Genomic DNA, 17,879 nt, shown 5'->3' on the forward strand with positions numbered 1-17,879 from the left:
CACCGCACCGGCCAGCTGCAGCAACCCCGTCTCCGCGATCGCCGCCAGCCGCTCCTCCACCTCCTCCGGCAAAATCAACTCCGGATGAAACCCCTCCAAACCCAACAAAATGGCCGTCATCGTCCCATGCCCATGGCCCGTCGCCGCCAACGACCCATACAAATCCACCCGCAACGACGCCACCCCCGCCAGCACCCCCGAGCCCTTGAGCTCCTCAGCAAAAACAGCAGCAGCCCGCATCGGCCCCACAGTATGAGAACTCGAAGGTCCGATCCCAATCGAAAACAGATCAAAAACGCCAACAGCCATGGTGGTTCCTAACTAAAACAGTGGTTGGGTGGAGCGGCCGTGGCATCCTCTGCATGCTCGGTCGCGAGGACGCCCGCTGAGCGGACGTGACGCTCCCTTAGACGCATGCTGCCGGATGTCACGCCCACTCCGAGGGTCCGTCACGCAGGTGATAGAACCGCGAGCGCCGGCGGAGCCGGGCTTTTCGGAAGCGTGCGTCAGAGGCGAGGAACGAGCCAGCACGCGTGAAAAGTCCGGTCCGCCGTCGCGGACGCAACCGAGGTCAGGACAGTGGTGCGACGCCCGGGTAGAGCGGGTGGGCTTTGGCGAGGGCTTCGACGCGGTGACGCAGCCCCGAAAGGTCGGCGTCGGCGTCGGCCGTCAATGCCTCGGCTATGATGTCCGCGACCTCGTGGAAGGCATCCTCGCCGAACCCGCGCGTTGCCAGCGCAGGCGTGCCGATCCGGAGGCCGGAGGTCACCATCGGTGGCCGCGGGTCGAAGGGGACGGCGTTGCGGTTGACGGTGATGTCGATGGCCGCGAGGCGGTCCTCGGCCTGCTGCCCGTCGAGCTCGCAGTTGCGCAGGTCGACCAGGACCAGGTGCACATCTGTGCCGCCGGAGACCACGCTGATGCCCTTGGCCGTGACGTCCGGCTGGACCAGGCGCTCGGCGAGGATCCGGGCGCCGGCAAGGACGCGCTGCTGGCGCTCCTTGAACTCGGCGGACGCGGCGATCTTGAACGCCACGGCCTTGCCCGCAATCACGTGCTCCAGCGGTCCGCCCTGCTGTCCGGGGAACACAGCCGAGTTGATCTTCTTGGCGATGTCGGCGTCGTTCGTCAGGATGATGCCGCCGCGCGGACCGGCGAGGGTCTTGTGCGTGGTGGACGTGGTCACGTGCGCGTGGGGCACCGGCGACGGGTGCAGGCCGGCGGCCACGAGCCCGGCGAAGTGCGCCATGTCCACCATGAGGTAGGCGCCCACGGAATCAGCGATGCGGCGGAACTCGGCGAAGTCCAGCTGCCGGGCGTAGGCGGACCAGCCGGCCACGATCAGCGCCGGCCTGGTCTCCTGGGCCAGGCGCTCCACCTCGGCCATGTCCACTGTGTGGGTGTCCTCGCGGACGCCGTAGGGGACCACGTTGTAGAGCTTGCCGGAGAAGTTGATCTTCATGCCGTGGGTGAGGTGCCCGCCGTGGGCAAGGTTCAGGCCCATGATGGTGTCGCCCGGCTTGATCAGCGCGTGCATCACCGAGGCATTGGCCTGGGCGCCGGAGTGCGGCTGCACGTTGGCGAACCCCGCGCCGAAGAGCGCCTTGATCCGGTCGATGGCGAGCTGTTCGATGACGTCTACGTGTTCGCAGCCGCCGTAGTAGCGCTTGCCCGGGTAGCCCTCGGCGTACTTGTTGGTCAGCACCGAGCCCTGCGCCTGCATGACGGCCACGGCGGTGTGGTTCTCGGAGGCGATCATCTCCAGGCCGTCGCGCTGGCGGGTGAGTTCGTCGTCGATCTTCGCGGCGATCTCGGGGTCCAGGGTGGAGAGGTCCGCGTCGAGACTCGGCGAAACCACCTGCTCGAAGGCCGTCACTGTGCCGGTGCCTGCTGCCGCGCTGCTCACAGTTCGCCGCCGTTGGCTGCCGCGTATTCCTCAGCGGACATCAGCGGGCCTTCTTCGGTGACGGCCACCTTGAAGAGCCAGCCGGCGCCGTAGGGATCGTTGTTGATCAGGGCGGGGTCGGAGACCACTTCGTCGTTGATCTCGACAACTTCGCCGGTGACGGGCGCGTAGAGGTCGGAGACGGACTTGGTGGACTCCACCTCGCCGCAGGTCTCCCCCGCGGTCACGGTGGAGCCAACCTCGGGGAGGTCCACGTACACGATGTCGCCGAGGGCTTCGGCGGCCACAGCTGAGATTCCGACGCCGGTGGGCCCGGATCCGTCAGCAGCAACCCATTCATGCTCGGCGGAGTACTTCAGTTCAGCAGCAACTTTTGCCATGTGTTTTTCCTTAGGTTCGTGTTTGAGAAAGTGAGGGAGCGTCGGCCCAAAACCCGCATTAAGTGAGAGAGCGTCGGCCCAAAACCCGCATCAAGTGAGAGAGCGTCGAGGGCCGGCGGAGCTGGCATCCGGCAGCATGCGTCAAAGCGACGAAGGAGCAGCATGCAGAGGATGTCAGCCCCGCCGGGGCGGGCGTTACTTCTGGCGCTTGTAGAACGGGAGTGCTACTACTTCGAAGGGCTCCGGCTTGCCGCGGAGGTCGATGTCCAGGGCGGTGCCGGGTTCCGAGTGTTCGACGTCGACGTAGGCCATCGCGATCGGGTACCCGAGGGTGGGTGAAGGCTGGCCGGACGTCACCTCGCCCACGACGTTGCCGTCCTTGAGGACCGGGTAGTGGCTGCGGCCGGCGCGGCGGCCCAGGCCCTTGAGTCCCACGAGCTTGCGGCCGGACGTGGAGCCTGCGCCGAGTGCTTTGAGTTCGGCGAGCACGGCCTTGCCCACGAAGTCGGATTCCTTGGCCAGCGAAACCACGGGGCCCAGGCCGGCTGCGTAGGGGTTGCCTTCGCGGGAGAGCTCGTTGCCGTAGAGCGGCATGCCCGCTTCGAGGCGGAGCGAGTCGCGGCAGGCCAGGCCTGCGGGGATGAGCCCGTGGCCGGCACCAACTTCCAGGAGCGCGTCCCACAGACCGGCGGCGTCCTCATTGGGGATGTAGATCTCGAAGCCGTCCTCGCCGGTGTACCCGGTGCGGGCCAGCAGCAGGTCCTGCCCGTTAATTTCCACCTCGACGGCCGCGTAATACTTCAGCTCCGTCACCAGGGAGTGTTGATCCGCAGGAACGAGCGTCAGCAGGATGGCCTCGGCGTTCGGTCCCTGCACCGCGATGAGGGAGGTCTCGGCGGAAACGTCGTTTACGGTGACGTCGAAGCCGGCAGCCCGCTCGGCCAGCGCTGCGGAAACCACCGCAGCGTTGCCGGCGTTGGGCACCACAAGGTACTTGTCTTCACTCCGCCGGTAGGAAATGAGGTCGTCGATGATGCCGCCGTCTTCCTGGCAGATCAGCGAGTACTTGGCCTTGCCCACGGCAACCGCGGACAGCTTGCCGGCCAGGGCGTAGTCCAGGAAGGCTGCCGCGTCCGGGCCGGTAACCCACACTTCGCCCATGTGGGAGAGGTCGAACAGTCCGGCGGCGTTGCGGACAGCGTGGTGTTCGGCCAGCTCGGAGTTGTACTTCAGGGGCATCTGCCAGCCGCCGAAGTCGGTGAAGGATGCGCCGGCAATCTTGTGCTGCTCATAGAGCGCGGTGTAGTTCTCAGTCATCACGGAATCCTTAGTTCTCAAACTCGGAAAGAGGCGGGCAGGAGCAGACCAGGTTGCGGTCCCCTGCCGCGCCGTCGATGCGGCCGACGGGCGGGAAGTACTTGTCCTGCCGGAGCGATGCCACCGGGAAGACGGCCTGTTCGCGCGGGTACGTCCGGTCCCATTCAGAGGAGACGACGGCGGCGGCCGTGTGGGGTGCGTTGCGCAGCGGGGACTTCTCAACGGTGAAGTCGCCGGCGGCCACTTGGTCGATTTCCTTGCGGATGGTGATCATGGCTTCGATGAAGCGGTCGATCTCCGCGAGGTCCTCGGACTCGGTGGGCTCCACCATCAGGGTGCCCGCCACCGGGAAGGACAGCGTGGGGGCGTGGAAGCCGAAGTCGATGAGCCGCTTGGCCACGTCCTCGGCCGTGACACCCGTGCGGGCGGTCAGCTCGCGCAGGTCAAGGATGCACTCGTGCGCAACGAGGCCGCTTTCACCGGTGTAGAGGACCGGGAAGTGCTCGTCCAGGCGGGCTGCGACGTAGTTCGCAGCCAGGAGCGCGGACTTGGTGGCCTCGGTCAGGCCCTGCCCGCCCATCAGCTTCACGTAGGCCCAGGAGATCGGGAGCACACCGGCGGAGCCGAAGCGCGAAGCGGAAATCGCGACGCCATGCCCGGCTTCATGGGCGGCCTTGTTCGCGTCGCCCGGCATGAACGGTGCCAGGTGTGCCTTGGCAGCAACCGGGCCGACGCCGGGTCCGCCGCCGCCGTGCGGGATGCAGAAGGTCTTGTGCAGGTTCAGGTGGGAGACGTCGCCGCCGAACCTGCCCGGCTGGGCGAGGCCTACAAGTGCGTTCAGGTTGGCGCCGTCAACGTACACCTGGCCGCCGGCGGCGTGGATCGCGTCGCACACCTCGCGGACATCGGAGTCGTACACGCCGTGCGTGGACGGGTACGTGATCATGATGGCCGAGAGGACGTCCTTGTGGGCCTCGATCTTGGCCTGCAGGTCGGCGTGGTCGATGGTGCCGTCTGCAGCGGTGGCAACAACCACAACCTTCATGCCCGCGAGCACGGCGGAGGCGGCGTTGGTGCCGTGCGCCGATGCCGGGATCAGGCAGACGTTGCGCTGCTGGTCCCCGCGGGAGTGGTGGTAGCCGCGGATCGCCAGCAGGCCGGCGAGCTCGCCCTGGGAGCCGGCGTTGGGCTGGATGGATACCTGGTCGTAGCCGGTGATTTCGGCGAGGTCGGCTTCCAGGCCCGCAATCAGTTCGCGCCAGCCCTCCGTCTGGGAGTCGGGGGCGAACGGATGGATGGAGGCGAACTCCGGCCAGGAGATGGCTTCCATCTCGGCGGTGGCGTTCAGCTTCATGGTGCAGGAGCCCAGCGGGATCATGGTGCGGTCCAGTGCCAGGTCCCGGTCGGAGAGGCGGCGGATGTAGCGCAGCAGCTGGGTCTCGGAACGGTGCGTGTTGAACACCGGGTGCTGCAGGTAGCTGGAGGTGCGCAGCACCGATTCGGGCAGCTCGAAGCCCTCACCGGACACAACCGGACCGGCGCCAAAGGCGACGGCAACCGCGGCGAGGACCTCCGGCGTCGTGGTTTCATCAACGGACACGCCAACGGTGTCCGCGTCGATGAGGCGCAGGTTGATGCCGCGGGCTTCGGCGGCGGTGATCACCTTGGCGGCCTTGCCGGGAACACTGACCGTGAGGGTGTCGAAGAAGGTGTCGGACACCAGTTCGCGGCCGGCGGTCTTCAGCGTGGCGGCCAGGGCGCGGGCGTTGTTGTGGACAGTCTCGGCGATCGCCTTCAGGCCGTCGGGGCCGTGGTAGACGGCGTAGAAGGAGGAGACGATGGCCAGCAGCGCCTGGGCGGTGCAGATGTTGGACGTGGCCTTCTCGCGACGGATGTGCTGCTCGCGGGTCTGCAGTGCCAGGCGGTAGGCGGGGACGCCGGCGTTGTCCTTGGAAACGCCCACGATGCGGCCGGGGAGGGTGCGTTCCATGCCGTCGCGGACGGCCATGTAGGCGGCGTGCGGTCCGCCAAAGAACAACGGCACGCCAAAGCGCTGGGTGGAGCCGACGGCGATGTCCGCGCCCTGCTCGCCCGGCGGGGTGATGAGGGTGAGTGCCAGGAGGTCGGCAGCGACGGTGACCAGCGCGCCGCGCTCCTTGGCTTCGGCGATGACGGCGGACTGGTCCCAGACGCGGCCGGAGACGCCGGGCTGCTGCAGGACGACGCCGTTGATGTCGCCGTCGGGAAGTCCGTTGGTGAGGTCTGCGATTTTCACCTCGAAGCCGAGGGCTTCGGCGCGGCCCAGCACGATGGAGATGGTCTGCGGCAGGAGGTCGGCGTCGAGGACGGTCTTGCCGTCCTTCGCAGTCTTGGACTTGTTGGCGCGGCGCATCAGCAGCACGGCTTCGGCGACGGCGGTGGCTTCGTCGAGGAGGGAGGCGTTGGCCACCGGGAGCGCGGTGAGGTCCTGGACCATGGTCTGGAAGTTCAGCAGCGCCTCGAGCCGGCCCTGGGAAATCTCGGGCTGGTACGGGGTGTAGGCGGTGTACCAGGCGGGGGCTTCAAGGATGTTGCGGCGGATCACCGGCGGGGTCACGGTGTCGTAGTAGCCCTGGCCGATCATCTGCACGGCCGTCTTGTTCTTGCCGGCCAGCTTGCGGAGCTCGGCGAGGACCTGCACTTCGCTGAGGGCGCCCTCAAGGGTGAGCGGCTTGTCCTGGCGGATGGAATCCGGAACTGCGCTGTCCACGAGGCCATCAAGGGTGTCGTAGCCGACGGCCTTGAGCATGGTGTCGATGTCGGACTGGCGGCGCGCGCCGATATGGCGGTCTGCGAAGGTGGTTGGGGACGATTGAACCGTCATGAGAGGAACTCCATAATTCAGGTGGCAACCGGTGCCACTTTGATTCGGGTTCCTCCCCGCTCTGTATTGGACCTGAGAGTTTTGCGTTGCCCTGCTGTTCAGCGGGGCGCCACTTGCACCGTCGGTGAGCCCGGTTGCCCGGACTGCTTTCCAGAGTTGCCTTGCCGCGGCGGTACGTGGGCCTGAGAGATTCCTGGGGAGGATTTGCTCCTACGGCGCCTGCAGAACGTACCGGCAGGACTCTCCCGCCGCAGATCATAAGCACGTGCCACTGGTCGGTGACACGGCTCACACCTTACCGGGTTATGGGGCTGGATGCAAAATCCGCGTCTTTCCAAGGCAGGCTTACGACGGCGGGACGCGCCGGACGTGCTCGAAGGCATCAGGTGCACGGAGGCAGTGCAATTAGGAAGCTTCCGGAAGTTCTAGCGGGAGGCTTCCCTGCCCAGCCGGTAGCCCGCCCAGAACGCCAGGACGAGCAGTCCGACGACGGCGACGGCCAGGCCGATCTGTGTACCTTGGGTAACCAAGGCGATGCCGCTGCCGCTGAAAAGCTGGTTGCTCAGCGGCGCGTAGGCGAACCAGCCGAAGCTGGCGTCCGCGTTGCTCCATGCGACGAGGCACCCCGCCACTACCGTCACAAGGCCAGCGATGGGAACGACGGCGGCAAGAACCCGGGCAGGCGGCGGAGTTTTGCGGTCTTCAGGTGCGTTGTTGTCCCCCATGCAGGCGAGTCTAGCCGGGCCGCCCCCGGCGTCCGGCTCCGGGGCAAGACAGGCTCCGGGCAGCGGGTTTAGGCTGGGCGGATGTTGACCATAGGCAGCACCGTCCTCGGCGTCAACGACGTCGCCCGCGCAACCGCCTTTTGGCACGCCGCCCTCGGCTACGTCCCGCAGGAGCCCGGGGACGAAACCTGGGTGATCCTGGTGCCAGCAGCGGGCCCGGGAGCGCAGCTCGCCCTCATGCTGAGCGAAACGCCGGTCCAGGAGCACCCGCGCATTCACCTGGACCTGTATGCGGACGATCAGGGCGCCGAGGTGCAACGGCTGGTTTCACTCGGCGCCCAGCGCGTCGACTGGGACCTGTACCCGGAGAACCCCGATTTCGTGGTCCTCGCCGACCCCGACGGCAACAGGTTCTGCGTCGTTGACAAAAGTCCGCGGTAGCCCCGCCGTCGAACCTTGAACTTCCGGCCGGGTCAGTTTTCAGGCAGTTGCCCGGCCAGCCCCTGCAGTGATGGTTCCCGGCCCAGCTCCACATGGGCGAACGCCAGCGCCGCCGCAAGTTCGGCCTTGCCGTCATAGATGGCCCGGCACAGGCTCAGGTGCTCCGCGCACTGGACCTGGGGATCACGATGCCCGGTCAGGGTGAAGAGCCACTGCATCCTGCCCAGCAGAGGCTTCATGGAGTACTCCAGCAGCGAGTTGCCTCCCATCGAGACGATCTCCGCGTGCAGGGCCGTGTTGATGAGCGGGATCTCCGTGTGGTCGTGGCGCAGGGTTGCTTCTTCGGCCTTGTCCATCATGTGCTGCAGGCGCGCTGTGGACTCACCCCGGGCGGCGGCCTGGGCGGCGAGCCGCGCGGCGAGGACCTCGAGGCTGAGCCGGACATCAAAGAGTTCATTGACGTCCCTCAGGGTGATCTGCTTGACGGTGGCCCCGCGCCGTGGCGAGGTGTCAATGAAACCTTCGGCTTCCAGCTGCTGGAGGGCTTCGCGGACGGGGACCCGGGAAACGTCCAGGGCCTGTGACAGCTCGCGTTCCCTGAGCCGTGAACCGGGCGCGAAGTCACCCGAGATGATCAACTCCCGGATCCGTGCACGGGTAGCATCAGCCGAAGACGCGGGTGCGTCCGCCTGGGTACTCAAAGATGCCTCCTGTTGGTTCCAGTGCCCTGCTTCCGGGCTGCCTCAGTTATTCAGCTCCACGCGGGTGCCGACCCCCTGGTTGAGTGCAGCGTCATACAGGAGCCTCCCGATGGCAAGGTCCTGCAGGCCGATACCCACCGAATTGAACAAGGTTATGTCCTCATCCCCCAGACGGCCTGCTTTTATCCCGGCCGCCACGTCACCAAGTTCGGCTTCCACATCGTCAAAGCCCATGACGCCTTCAGCCACAGGGACGATCAGTCCCCCTGACTTCGCTTGGGCCGTGGCCAGGCTGTCCACGAAGACCCGCGCCCGCGCCATACCCGCTGAGTCAATCTCCCGGTGGTCAGGCCGCGGACGGGATCCGACGGCGTTGACGTGCAGTCCGGGCTGGAACCACTCCCCCTTGACCAGCGGCTCAACCGCTGGCGTGAGGGTGCACAGCACGTCCGAGTTCTCAACAACTTCCTGCACACTGGCGGCCCGCGTGATGTGCAGCCCGTATGAGGAAATCCGGTCACAGAACGCAGCGACCGTCTCAGTGGAACGGGACCACACCACGACATTTTTTATCGGCAGGACGGCCAGCATGGCTTCCACATGTGCCACCGCCAGGGCCCCCGCCCCCACCAACCCCAAGGTGGCACTCCCGGGCCTGGCAAGCAGCTTGGTCGCCACCGCGCTGGCAGCGGCCGTACGGACCCGGGTGGGGACTTTACCGTCCAGGATGGCCAGTGTTTCACCGGTCAGCTGGCTTACGAGCATGATGGTGGACCGCTGCGAGGGCAGGCCGGCCCCACCGTTGGACGGGATGTCCGCCAGTAGTTTCACGGATGCCAGCTCCTCCGGCCCGGACAGCGCCGCCATCGGCAGGAACCGGGCATCCGACGACGGCAGGAGGAGCGAATCCGGCGCGGGCTGGACAGCGGTACCTCGGCTCAGGCCGGCAAACACGCGTTCGACGGCGGCAATGGTTCCGGGCATATCGGCCAGGGTTTCGAGCTCGGAGGCTTTAAGGATCAGGGTCATGGGGGTCGCTTTCGGAATGGAAGGGGGCGTTAGCTTGGGCGGTCAAGGTTGGCGGGGAAACCCCGCCCTGAGAGGCACGGTGGCTCAGAGGCTGTTCCTGACAAGGACTCCCTGCGCCACCACGGCCCGGATTCCTTCCAAGGCAGAGCCGCTGGACAGGGGATCAGAGTCCACAATGACGGCGTCCGCGAAGGAACCGGGCACCAGCCGGCCGGCGTTTTCACTCCAGCCCAGCAGCGCGGCGGCATTGACCGTGGCGGCCCTCAGGGCTTCCAGGGGGGAAAGCCCGGCCTCACTCAACAGGCGGACTTCCGTGCCGATCGGAGTCACGTCGGATCCGAACGAGTCCGTCCCCGCAACGACGGTCACGCCGGCATCATGGGCGGCTTTCACGGCTGCCTTGATGATGGGTGTGTACTCCTTGCCCCGGGCGGCAAGGATTGGGTTGGACGAACCCGCCATGCTGGTGATGGCATCCATGGTGGGCGTGAAGTACGTCCCCTGCCTGGACATCCGGGAGATGGTCTCTTCGGTGACGAAGACTCCGTGCTCGATGCTGCGCACCCCTGCCCGGACCGCGCCGTCTATCCCTTCGGCACTGTAGGCATGGCACAGCACACCCGCTTTGCCTGCTGCCTTGACCACGGCGGAGAGCTGATCGTAGTTGTAGACCAGCTCACGGGGATCCTGCTCCGGCAGGCCCGCCCGGGGGTTGGCCCTTGTCTTAATCACCTGCGCGCCGCGGTTCAGGTTCACGCGCGTGAGGTAGGCGAGATCGCCCGTTTCCCTGACACCGCCAGCCAGGGAGGCAAGGGGTGCAAGATCAGGGTCGGCGAGGAGCGAGTCCCCCAGCTCGGGTGAGACGAACAGCCCGGCAGGGCTCATCCGGGGCGAGGCTCCGGCGGCCCAGGCAGGCAGGGCGGCCAAGGCGACGTCCTGGTAAAAGCTGCTCGAGCCGCTCCTGACGCTGGTTGCTCCGCCCTGCAGAATGGCGCGCGCATCCGACAGCGCGTTCGCATGGACATGCACGTCGATGAGTCCTGGAATGACCCAGCGGCCGGAGGCGTCCACCACGTGTGCCCGCCTGGCAAGCGCGGCCACTGCACGTCGCGTTTCCTCCCGGGTACCGACCGCACTGACCTTTCCTCCTTCCAGCACCAGGACGCCGTCATAGACAGCGTCGCCGGTCTGGGGATCCACGATGGTGCCGCCTTCGATGATCATCGGCGGCGGCGAAGCGGGACGCCCACGGCGGCCGGGGCCTGCCGTGTTGCCCTCCGCTTTCGCCGCCGGGGCATTTCCCAGCTGGGCGGCAAGGCTGGCCACCGAGATCCCGGCGAGGGCGGCCGCTCCGGCGAGGATCCCGCGGCGCGGAACGGCCGGGGAAGGGAGGGCGGCGGGGGTGTGGTCGTGCAGGCACATGGTTTCTCCAAAGGGATAAGCCCTGCGGCGGAAGCGCGGGGTCCGTGGATGGGTCAATGTCGAGCGATTGGCGGGGGCGGTCGAGCTTCGCCCCTACGTACTGGTAGCCCCGAATGCGTTCACAATAGCCCCATTGGTATACCAAGGACTAGCGTGGGCGGGAATGCGAATTGCCGGAGCCAGGTTAGGAAACGCCTACCGGAGCGACGATGTCCGCTGGCGGATACGCGGGCGGAAACAGTTCATCAGGGTCCCGGCGCCGGCTGTCCCGCTCGGAGTAGGCTGCCCGCATCCGGTCGAACAGTTGCTGCCCCTCGGCCCGCAGGGACTCGAGGTCCAGGCCGGGCAGGGCGCCGTCGACGACGACGGCACGCCCGGCCACGAAGGTATCGGTCACCTGGCGGGCCGTGCCGTTCAGCACGAGTGTTCGCAGCGGGTCCTCGACGACACCATCTGCGAAGCTGGCCAGCGAGACTACCGTAATGTCCGCCTGCATACCGGGCGCAAGCCTTCCCAGGTCCGGCCGCCCAAGGGCCGTGGCCCCGCCGAGGGTGGCGGCGTCGAAGTAGTCAGCCAGGGCGCCTGCGTCGGGCCTTTCCTCGACCAGCCGGGTCAGGTGCATCCCCACGTCGATGCCCCGAATCAGGTCCGGAGGGAAGGAATCGGTGCCCAGGCAGAGATTGACGCCGGCCTCGCGGAAACGGTCGAATGACACAAGCTGCTTCTGGTAGCGGAAGGACGTCAAGGGGCAGTGGACAATGCTGACGCCGTGCCTGGCCAGCAGGTCCAACGGGCCTCCGGCGGCCGCCGCAGCAGGATTCCTGGCGTCAATCACCACGCCGTGAGGAATGAGGAGGCGGGTGCCGAAAAGGCCCGTGGATTCCAGAAGTTCCAGCACGCTGCGCCCGGCAGAGCGCAGCAACAGCCCGTCTTCCAGGGGCGATTGCAGACAGTGCAGCCGCACGAGGGCGTCCCGCTCACGGGCAATCCGGGCAGTCTCCCGCATGAGGTTTTCGGACAAGGTCTCAATCCGGCACGGGAGCAGGACGCCCGTGATAAGCGGGTCCGCGAGGTCAGCTGCAAAGTCCAGGAAATCCTGTGCGTCCTGCAGCCCGGCAACCCCGCGGGCCTCATCGAAGTGGACTTCGCGGTCCCCCGCTGCAGTGGTGACGTGGACCCCCGACCGGTAGGCCGGCCCGAGGTAGCCGCGGAGTCCGATCCGACGGCTGGTCCGCGCCATGTCCACCAGTTCATCGAGTCCTTCAGCCCAGGAGCTGTGGATCTCCGAGGCAATCGGCATGTAGGTGGTAATGCCGTGCAGCGCCAGCTGCGCCAGCGCGAACTCCCGCACCTTGGCGCGTTCAGCCGGACTGAACACATCCCGGCGGTTGTTGGCAAAGTAGTTCTCGGACCACAAGTGGCCGGCGGCAACTTCAGGCGAAGGCCACGAGTCGAGGATGAGGTGGTCGATGTCGGCGAGGGCATCCAGGTCAATCAGTCCGGGGATGACCAGGCTCTTGCCGTAGTCGCGCTCCTCATCCACGGGACCGTCATAGCCGCGGCCGACAAAGACGATGACAGTACCTTCGAACACGACTTCGCCGTGCTCAATGAGGGTGTGCTGTTTTCCATCAAAACCCAGAACGTACCGGGCGGAGATTTTCGTGTACATCGTGACTCCTTGCACCTGGGCGCCGGGCATGGGTTCCGGGCGCCTACAAAAATGTGACTTGCCTCTCACTGGGTACGAGTATACAGTCTTTTGGTATACCAGAGCGACATTCCCGAAACCTGGGCTGTATATCGCTCGCTCCTCCCCGTTCCCCCTCGAAAGGCCTGCGTCATGCGCAATGAAGCGAAGACCACAGGCGGCACCGCATCCGTCCTAGTGGACGCGGTACCGTCGCATACTTTCCGTGCCCGCCCCGCCCTGTGGTTCGCAATGATCGCGCTCTCCACCGCCGTTTGTGCCGCGGCCATCATGATCGGAACCCATAAATTCCACCTCGGCCCCGCCGCGATTGTCCTGATGCCAATCCTGTGGACCGTGCTCATCGGCGGCTTCCTGGGAGTCCAGAGATGGAAACCAATCGGCGGGCGTGCCCGTGCGGTGTCCACCCACCTCATGGATGTCTCCATCGTGTTCTTCCTCGCGGGCCTCGGCACGCAGATCGGGCCGTCCTTGACGAAGTTCACGAACATCGGTCCCGCGATCCTGCTGCAGGAGGTGGGCCATGTGGTGGGCACAGTGATCCTGGCACTGCCGGTCGCGGTTGCGCTTGGCCTGGGCCGCACAGCCATCGGTGCCACGTGGTCGATTGACCGCGAGTCCTACCTTGCTTTCGCCATCCAGCGCTTTGGCGTCCGTTCCCCCGAGTACCGCGGCGTATTCGCGGTGTGGGTTTTGGGCAGTGTATTCGGTGCCGTGTTCATCTCGCTGTTGGCGGGCCTTCTGGGTGGACTGGACTTCTTTGACCCGCGGGCCCTCGCGCTGGGTCTTGGACTCGGGTCCGCCTCCATGATGCTCGGCGGCGTGGGTGCCCTGTCCATCCTGTATCCGGAGATGGCGGGCGAGATCATGGCCCTTGCTGCCCTGTCCAATCTGGTGACCAACATCGTCGGCTTCTACGCCGGCGTTTTCATCGCGCTGCCTATGTGCCAGAAGCTTTACACGATGTGGTCCCGCATTTTCGGGCGGGACGATCTGGGCCGCCGTGTCCGCGGCGGCGCTCTCCTTGGCTCCGCAGCCGGTAGCAAAACAGGCGGATCCGCCCACGCGCACTCCGGCGCGGCCGCTGTGGAAGCGGATGAGCCGGCCGTCACTGACACCGTGGACGTCAACGGCATCGAAGCGGACCCCACTGTTCTCCGTTCCCCCAGGACGTGGCTCACCGCCTTCGCCGCGACGGGAGTGGCAGGCATCCTGCTGAACACGCTGGGCACGGGTTCAATGCGACCGCTGGATGTGGTCGGCGTGACCATCCTGCTGGTCCTTACTGCCATCGCCCTGGTCCTCGCCAAGCTCGTTCCGGCGGTTCCGTCCAGCATCTGGGTCCTTGCCCTTGCAACGATTGCGTCCGCGACGTTCCTGCCCATCGGCCCCTTCATCGCCTCCACCACGCAGAACATCAACGTCCTCTTCGCAGGCCTGCCAATGATCGCCCTGATCGGCATGTCACTGGGCCGTGATGTGAAGGCACTCCGCTCACTGAGCTGGAAGATCATCATCGTCGCCCTGATGACCTTCACCGCGAGCTTCGTTGCCGCCGCAGTGATCGCGCAGGTCGCCTTCCATTTCTAGTCCATACTGCGGGGAAGGCGGCGGGCCTCCGGGCCCGGTGCCTTCCCCCCGCCGTTAACACCACAGACCCTTAACCGGGACAGCACTGCAAAAGGATCCAACCATGCTCATCACCAATGTCCGCCCGTGGGGCGGGGACGCCGTAGACCTGGAAATTAGCGCGGGACGGATCGCGGCCATCCGTGCGGTGGGGACCGGCGCCGTAACTGGTGACGCTTCCGGCCGGAAGCTGGACGGGCGCGGCCGGATGGCCCTCCCTGCATTCACGGATGTGCACGTCCACCTTGACTCGACCCGGATCGGGCTGCCCTTCCGGGAGCACACCGGTTCGCCGGGGGTGTGGAACATGATGTGCAATGACCGGAAGAACTGGCGCGACACCCCCATCCCCTACCCCGATGTGGTGGCGGGGACGCTGGAACGGATGATTGCACGCGGCACCACGCGCGTCCGCTCCTATGCCCAGATCGATGTGGACTGCAAGCTTGAGCGCTTCGAGGCAGTCATGGCCGCGAAGGAGCGCTTTGCCCGTGCTGCAGACGTGGAGATCATGGCGTTTCCCCAGGCCGGCCTCCTGCAGGAGGAAGGCACTGTCCCGCTGCTCGAGGAGGCACTGCGTGCGGGGGCCACGACCATAGGGGGCATCGACCCCTGCCAACTGGACCGCGATCCCGCCCGCCATCTGGACATCGTGTTCGGCCTGGCGGAGAAGTACGGGGCCGACGTCGATATTCACCTTCACGAACCCGGGCACCTTGGCGTCTTCAGCGCCGAACTTGTCTTCGAACGCACCCGGGCGCTGGGCATGCAGGGACGCGTGTCGCTTTCCCACGCTTACGATCTGGCCAACGTCCACCCGGATGTGACTGCCCGCCTCATGGAGCAGATGGCCGAACTGGACGTAGCCTGGGCGACAGTGGCCCCGGCAAGCGCCGGCACCCAGTTCGACCTGGTCCAGATGACCGCGGGCGGGATCCGCGTGGGTCTTGGCGAGGATGGCCAACGGGACTACTGGAGCCCCTACGGCAACTGCGACATGCTGGACCGCACCTGGCAATTGGCCTTCACCCACCGGCTGCGCCAGGACCGCCTGATTGAGCACTGCGCGGCGATCGCCACCATTGGCGGCGCCGCCATCATGGACCGGACGGTTCAACGCCTCACCGGCCCGGATGACCGGCCCGGCCTCGCTGTTGGAGATGCGGCAGACATCGTCATTGTGGACGGCGAAACCGTCACCAGCACCGTCATGGACCGCGGCACGGACCGTACCGTCATCCACGCCGGCAGGCTCGTCGCCGACGGTTTGGTTGTCCTTGCGGAACCGGCCGCCTGACCCACGCGCTGTCCCTGGTGCTTTCCGGACGGAGAAAGCAAAGCGGACGACGGCGGGAACCTCCCGCCGTCGTCCGCTGATGTTTTGCGATCCTCCCGCTAGACCTTTGCGGGTTCAGCCACCTTCAGGGGCTCGATCTTGCCCATCACGAAGAGGTAGTTGGCGGCGCCGACCAGGGCCACCCCACCGATGACGGCAAGCGGGGCCACGAAGGAGCCTGTCTGGTCCACCAGGACGCCGATCAGGATCGGGGTGAAGATGCCGGCCAGGTTGGAGGCGAAGTTCTGGAGGCCGCCGATGGAGCCCACGTGGCGTGAGCTGGGGGCAACATCTGCCGGAAGCGACCAGATGCCGGTTGCTGCGACCGTCAGGCTGGAATACGCCACCGACAGCAGGGCCAGCGCCATCCAGGCCTCGGGCACCAGCGCAGCGAACATGATGACCGAGCCGCCGGTCAAGCCGCCGGCGATGGCGGTCTTGCGGACCCGGGTCACCGAGACGCCGCGCTGGACGGCGCGGTCTGCAACGTACCCCGCCAGCCAGCCGAACAGCACGGCGCAGATTCCGGGGATGGCTCCGAAGAAGCCGAGCTTGAGCAGGTCGAAGCCGCGCTCCTTCACCAGGTAGCTCGGGAAGAAGGTGATGAAGAAGTAGATGGCACTGTTGAGGCAGAAGAAGCCGAACATCATGCTCAGGACGGTCCGGTACTTGAACAGCGAGCGCCACGGAAGCTTGGCGGCGCCCTCGTCATCGCTTGCGGCGCTGCGCGCACCGCCTTCCTGGATGTAGGCAATCTCGGCGGCGTCCGCCGTCGGGTGCTCTTCGGGGCTGCGGTACACCTTCCACCAGACCGCGGCCCAGATGATGCCGGCAATGCCGATGATGATGAACACGGCGTGCCATGACGTGAAGGCAACAATCAGGGTCACGATCGGCAGGGCGATCACCGCGCCGACACGGGAGCCGGAGTCCCAGATGCTCGTGGCAAACGCACGCTCCCGGACCGGGAACCAGGTGGCCACCACCTTGGCCGCGGTGCTGGGGGCGGGGCTTTCGCCAACGCCCAGCAGGAACCGGGCGGCGAAAAGGGACCAGAAGTTCGTCGCCGCAGCGGTGACCATGGTGAAGATGGACCACCATACGGCCGCGAGGGAGAACGACCTGCGCGGACCCACTTTGTCCACGTACCAGCCGGCAGCCAGCTGGCAGAAGTCGTAGGCCCAGAAGAAGGCCGCGAAGATCAGGCCCTGCTGGGTTGCCGAGAGCTCGAAGTCCTTGCCCATGAACGGCAGCGCGACACTAAGGCTGGAGCGGTCAAGGTAGTTGATGCTCAGGCCAATGAAGGCGAGCCAGATGATCATCCAGCGTTTTCGGGTCATGGTGCGGGGAGCCTTGGGGGAAGTTTTGGGGGCAAGCCTACTGCCTAGAGCAGTCATGCGGTCTCCTTTGACGTAAACATGGGCTTCGGGCGACACGGCACAGGGAGGGCCGGGGCGCGCTTGTTGGGGAAACGATCATATAGGAATGCGGTTAATCATATATAGAAAGTGATCCAAGACAAGTCCCCCGCCCAAAAAACTTCCGCGAGCGCCCGGAACCGGCCGGTGGCTTATGATTCCCACAGCGACTCCGGCAACACACTGCAAAGAGGTAAACGCGTGCCACCACGTCAACCGTCCGAGACTTCCCGCATCAAAGCAGCCGTCACCGACGTCTACTCCGCGATGCGCGCGTCAATCCTCAACGGGGAAATCGAACCGGGCACCCGGATCAACATCGACGCCGTTTCCCGCACCATGGGCGTATCCCAGACGCCGGTCCGGGAAGTGCTCCAGCGGCTCGAGGGCGACAACCTGGTGGTCTACACCCCCGGGCGCGGCTACAGCACCACTCCCCTGCTGGGCCTGGACGAACTGCGGTCACTGTTTGAATTCCGGCTGCTGGTGGAGCCGTGGGCCGCCCGCGCGGCAGCAGTGGACCGGCTCGCCAACCCCGCCAGGGCGCTGGAGAAAGAACTGGCCGCCTTCCAGGGCGTAATGAGGGGCGGAGGTGACCTGCGGCAGGACCTCGTTGCGCATGACACGCGCTTCCACGACACCATCCTTGCCGCAGCCGGGAACCCTGTGGTCCGGCACGCCTTCGCCCAGACGCACTGCCACCTGCACACCTTCCGCCTCTACCCGGCGGACGTTGACGGGGCCAGCACCATGGCCGAGCATTCCGCCGTCCGGGAAGCCATCCAGGCCTGCCGGCCGGAGGAGGCCGAGGCGGCGATGGCACAGCACATCAGGAATTCCTTCACCCGCTTCGCCCAGGCGTTCGAGGGCACAGTGGAGCTCGAGCCCCTTGAGGAAGGCGGCCCGCCCCGGACCCGCATCGTGTGACCCCAGGCCAGCAATCACAGGGAAGCCCGGCAACCTGCCGGGCTTCCTTTTTTGTGCGCCAGGGCCGCCGGAAA

General features: G+C 66.2%; 15 protein-coding genes and 1 riboswitch. Of the genes, 4 read left to right on the forward strand and 11 right to left on the reverse strand.

Features of this window, described 5'->3' with window-relative positions:
• From PV768_RS07270 to PV768_RS07295, 6 genes are all read right to left on the reverse strand, one after another.
• Nucleotides 1–309 (reverse strand): serine dehydratase beta chain (locus PV768_RS07270; RefSeq protein WP_421092654.1); only part of this gene is annotated, 309 nt, incomplete at its 3' end.
• Nucleotides 310–571: 262 nt separating this feature from the next.
• Nucleotides 572–1,906: a serine hydroxymethyltransferase gene (gene glyA / locus PV768_RS07275; RefSeq protein WP_421092655.1), complete on the reverse strand. Its 1,335-nt coding sequence runs from the start codon at nt 1,904–1,906 to the stop codon at nt 572–574.
• Nucleotides 1,903–2,286, reverse strand: a complete 384-nt coding sequence (gcvH, locus tag PV768_RS07280; protein ID WP_157240929.1) for a glycine cleavage system protein GcvH — start codon at nt 2,284–2,286, stop codon at nt 1,903–1,905. The genes glyA and gcvH overlap by 4 nt, the downstream gene beginning before the upstream one ends.
• Before the next feature lie 195 nt (nt 2,287–2,481).
• The gene (gcvT, locus tag PV768_RS07285; protein WP_421092656.1) at nt 2,482–3,603 is read right to left on the reverse strand and encodes a glycine cleavage system aminomethyltransferase GcvT; all 1,122 of its coding nucleotides are present in this window, start codon (nt 3,601–3,603) and stop codon (nt 2,482–2,484) included.
• A gap of 10 nt (nt 3,604–3,613) precedes the next feature.
• Entirely contained in the window at nt 3,614–6,466 is a 2,853-nt protein-coding gene (gene gcvP / locus PV768_RS07290) for an aminomethyl-transferring glycine dehydrogenase (RefSeq protein WP_421092657.1), read from the reverse strand.
• A gap of 160 nt (nt 6,467–6,626) precedes the next feature.
• A riboswitch (glycine riboswitch) is annotated at nt 6,627–6,724 on the reverse strand.
• Between the two features lie 167 nt (nt 6,725–6,891).
• On the reverse strand, nt 6,892–7,191 hold the full coding sequence (locus PV768_RS07295) for a hypothetical protein (RefSeq protein WP_323058177.1): 300 nt from the start codon (nt 7,189–7,191) through the stop codon (nt 6,892–6,894).
• 81 nt (nt 7,192–7,272) lie between these two features.
• Here PV768_RS07295 and PV768_RS07300 point away from each other — a divergent pair, with 81 nt between their 5' ends.
• A complete protein-coding gene (locus PV768_RS07300) occupies nt 7,273–7,632 on the forward strand; it encodes a VOC family protein (protein WP_323058178.1) in 360 nt (119 codons plus the stop codon).
• A gap of 32 nt (nt 7,633–7,664) precedes the next feature.
• Here PV768_RS07300 and PV768_RS07305 read toward each other — a convergent pair whose 3' ends face one another.
• The 4 genes from PV768_RS07305 to PV768_RS07320 all read right to left on the reverse strand — a co-directional run bounded on the left by PV768_RS07305 (nt 7,665) and on the right by PV768_RS07320 (nt 12,456).
• The gene (locus tag PV768_RS07305; RefSeq protein WP_157240917.1) at nt 7,665–8,333 is read right to left on the reverse strand and encodes a GntR family transcriptional regulator; all 669 of its coding nucleotides are present in this window, start codon (nt 8,331–8,333) and stop codon (nt 7,665–7,667) included.
• 42 nt (nt 8,334–8,375) lie between these two features.
• Nucleotides 8,376–9,362 carry an ornithine cyclodeaminase family protein gene (locus PV768_RS07310; protein ID WP_323058179.1) on the reverse strand — a complete coding sequence of 329 codons (987 nt, stop codon included), beginning with the start codon at nt 9,360–9,362 and terminating at the stop codon, nt 8,376–8,378.
• Nucleotides 9,363–9,446: 84 nt separating this feature from the next.
• Nucleotides 9,447–10,784 (reverse strand): amidohydrolase family protein, encoded by a 1,338-nt coding sequence (locus tag PV768_RS07315; RefSeq protein WP_421092658.1) that lies wholly within the window; start codon nt 10,782–10,784, stop codon nt 9,447–9,449.
• A gap of 184 nt (nt 10,785–10,968) precedes the next feature.
• On the reverse strand, nt 10,969–12,456 hold the full coding sequence (locus PV768_RS07320; protein ID WP_421092659.1) for an amidohydrolase family protein: 1,488 nt from the start codon (nt 12,454–12,456) through the stop codon (nt 10,969–10,971).
• Nucleotides 12,457–12,627: 171 nt separating this feature from the next.
• On the opposite strand from PV768_RS07320, the gene PV768_RS07325 reads away from it, so the two are divergent.
• Nucleotides 12,628–14,085, forward strand: coding sequence for a DUF3100 domain-containing protein (locus PV768_RS07325; RefSeq protein WP_321214468.1), 1,458 nt, complete (start codon nt 12,628–12,630; stop codon nt 14,083–14,085).
• A 103-nt stretch (nt 14,086–14,188) separates the two neighbouring features.
• Nucleotides 14,189–15,421, forward strand: a complete 1,233-nt coding sequence (locus PV768_RS07330) for an amidohydrolase family protein (RefSeq protein WP_421092660.1) — start codon at nt 14,189–14,191, stop codon at nt 15,419–15,421.
• Nucleotides 15,422–15,519: 98 nt separating this feature from the next.
• Here the strand turns inward: PV768_RS07330 and PV768_RS07335 are convergent, their stop codons facing one another.
• Nucleotides 15,520–16,857, reverse strand: coding sequence for an MFS transporter (locus PV768_RS07335; RefSeq protein WP_157240905.1), 1,338 nt, complete (start codon nt 16,855–16,857; stop codon nt 15,520–15,522).
• A gap of 222 nt (nt 16,858–17,079) precedes the next feature.
• Between PV768_RS07335 and PV768_RS07340 the strand changes: the two genes are divergently transcribed.
• Nucleotides 17,080–17,805, forward strand: a complete 726-nt coding sequence (locus tag PV768_RS07340; protein WP_321214471.1) for a GntR family transcriptional regulator — start codon at nt 17,080–17,082, stop codon at nt 17,803–17,805.
• Nucleotides 17,806–17,879: the final 74 nt, after the last annotated feature.

It is taken from the genome of Pseudarthrobacter sp. CC4 (assembly GCF_048957775.1).
GTDB lineage: Bacteria > Actinomycetota > Actinomycetes > Actinomycetales > Micrococcaceae > Arthrobacter.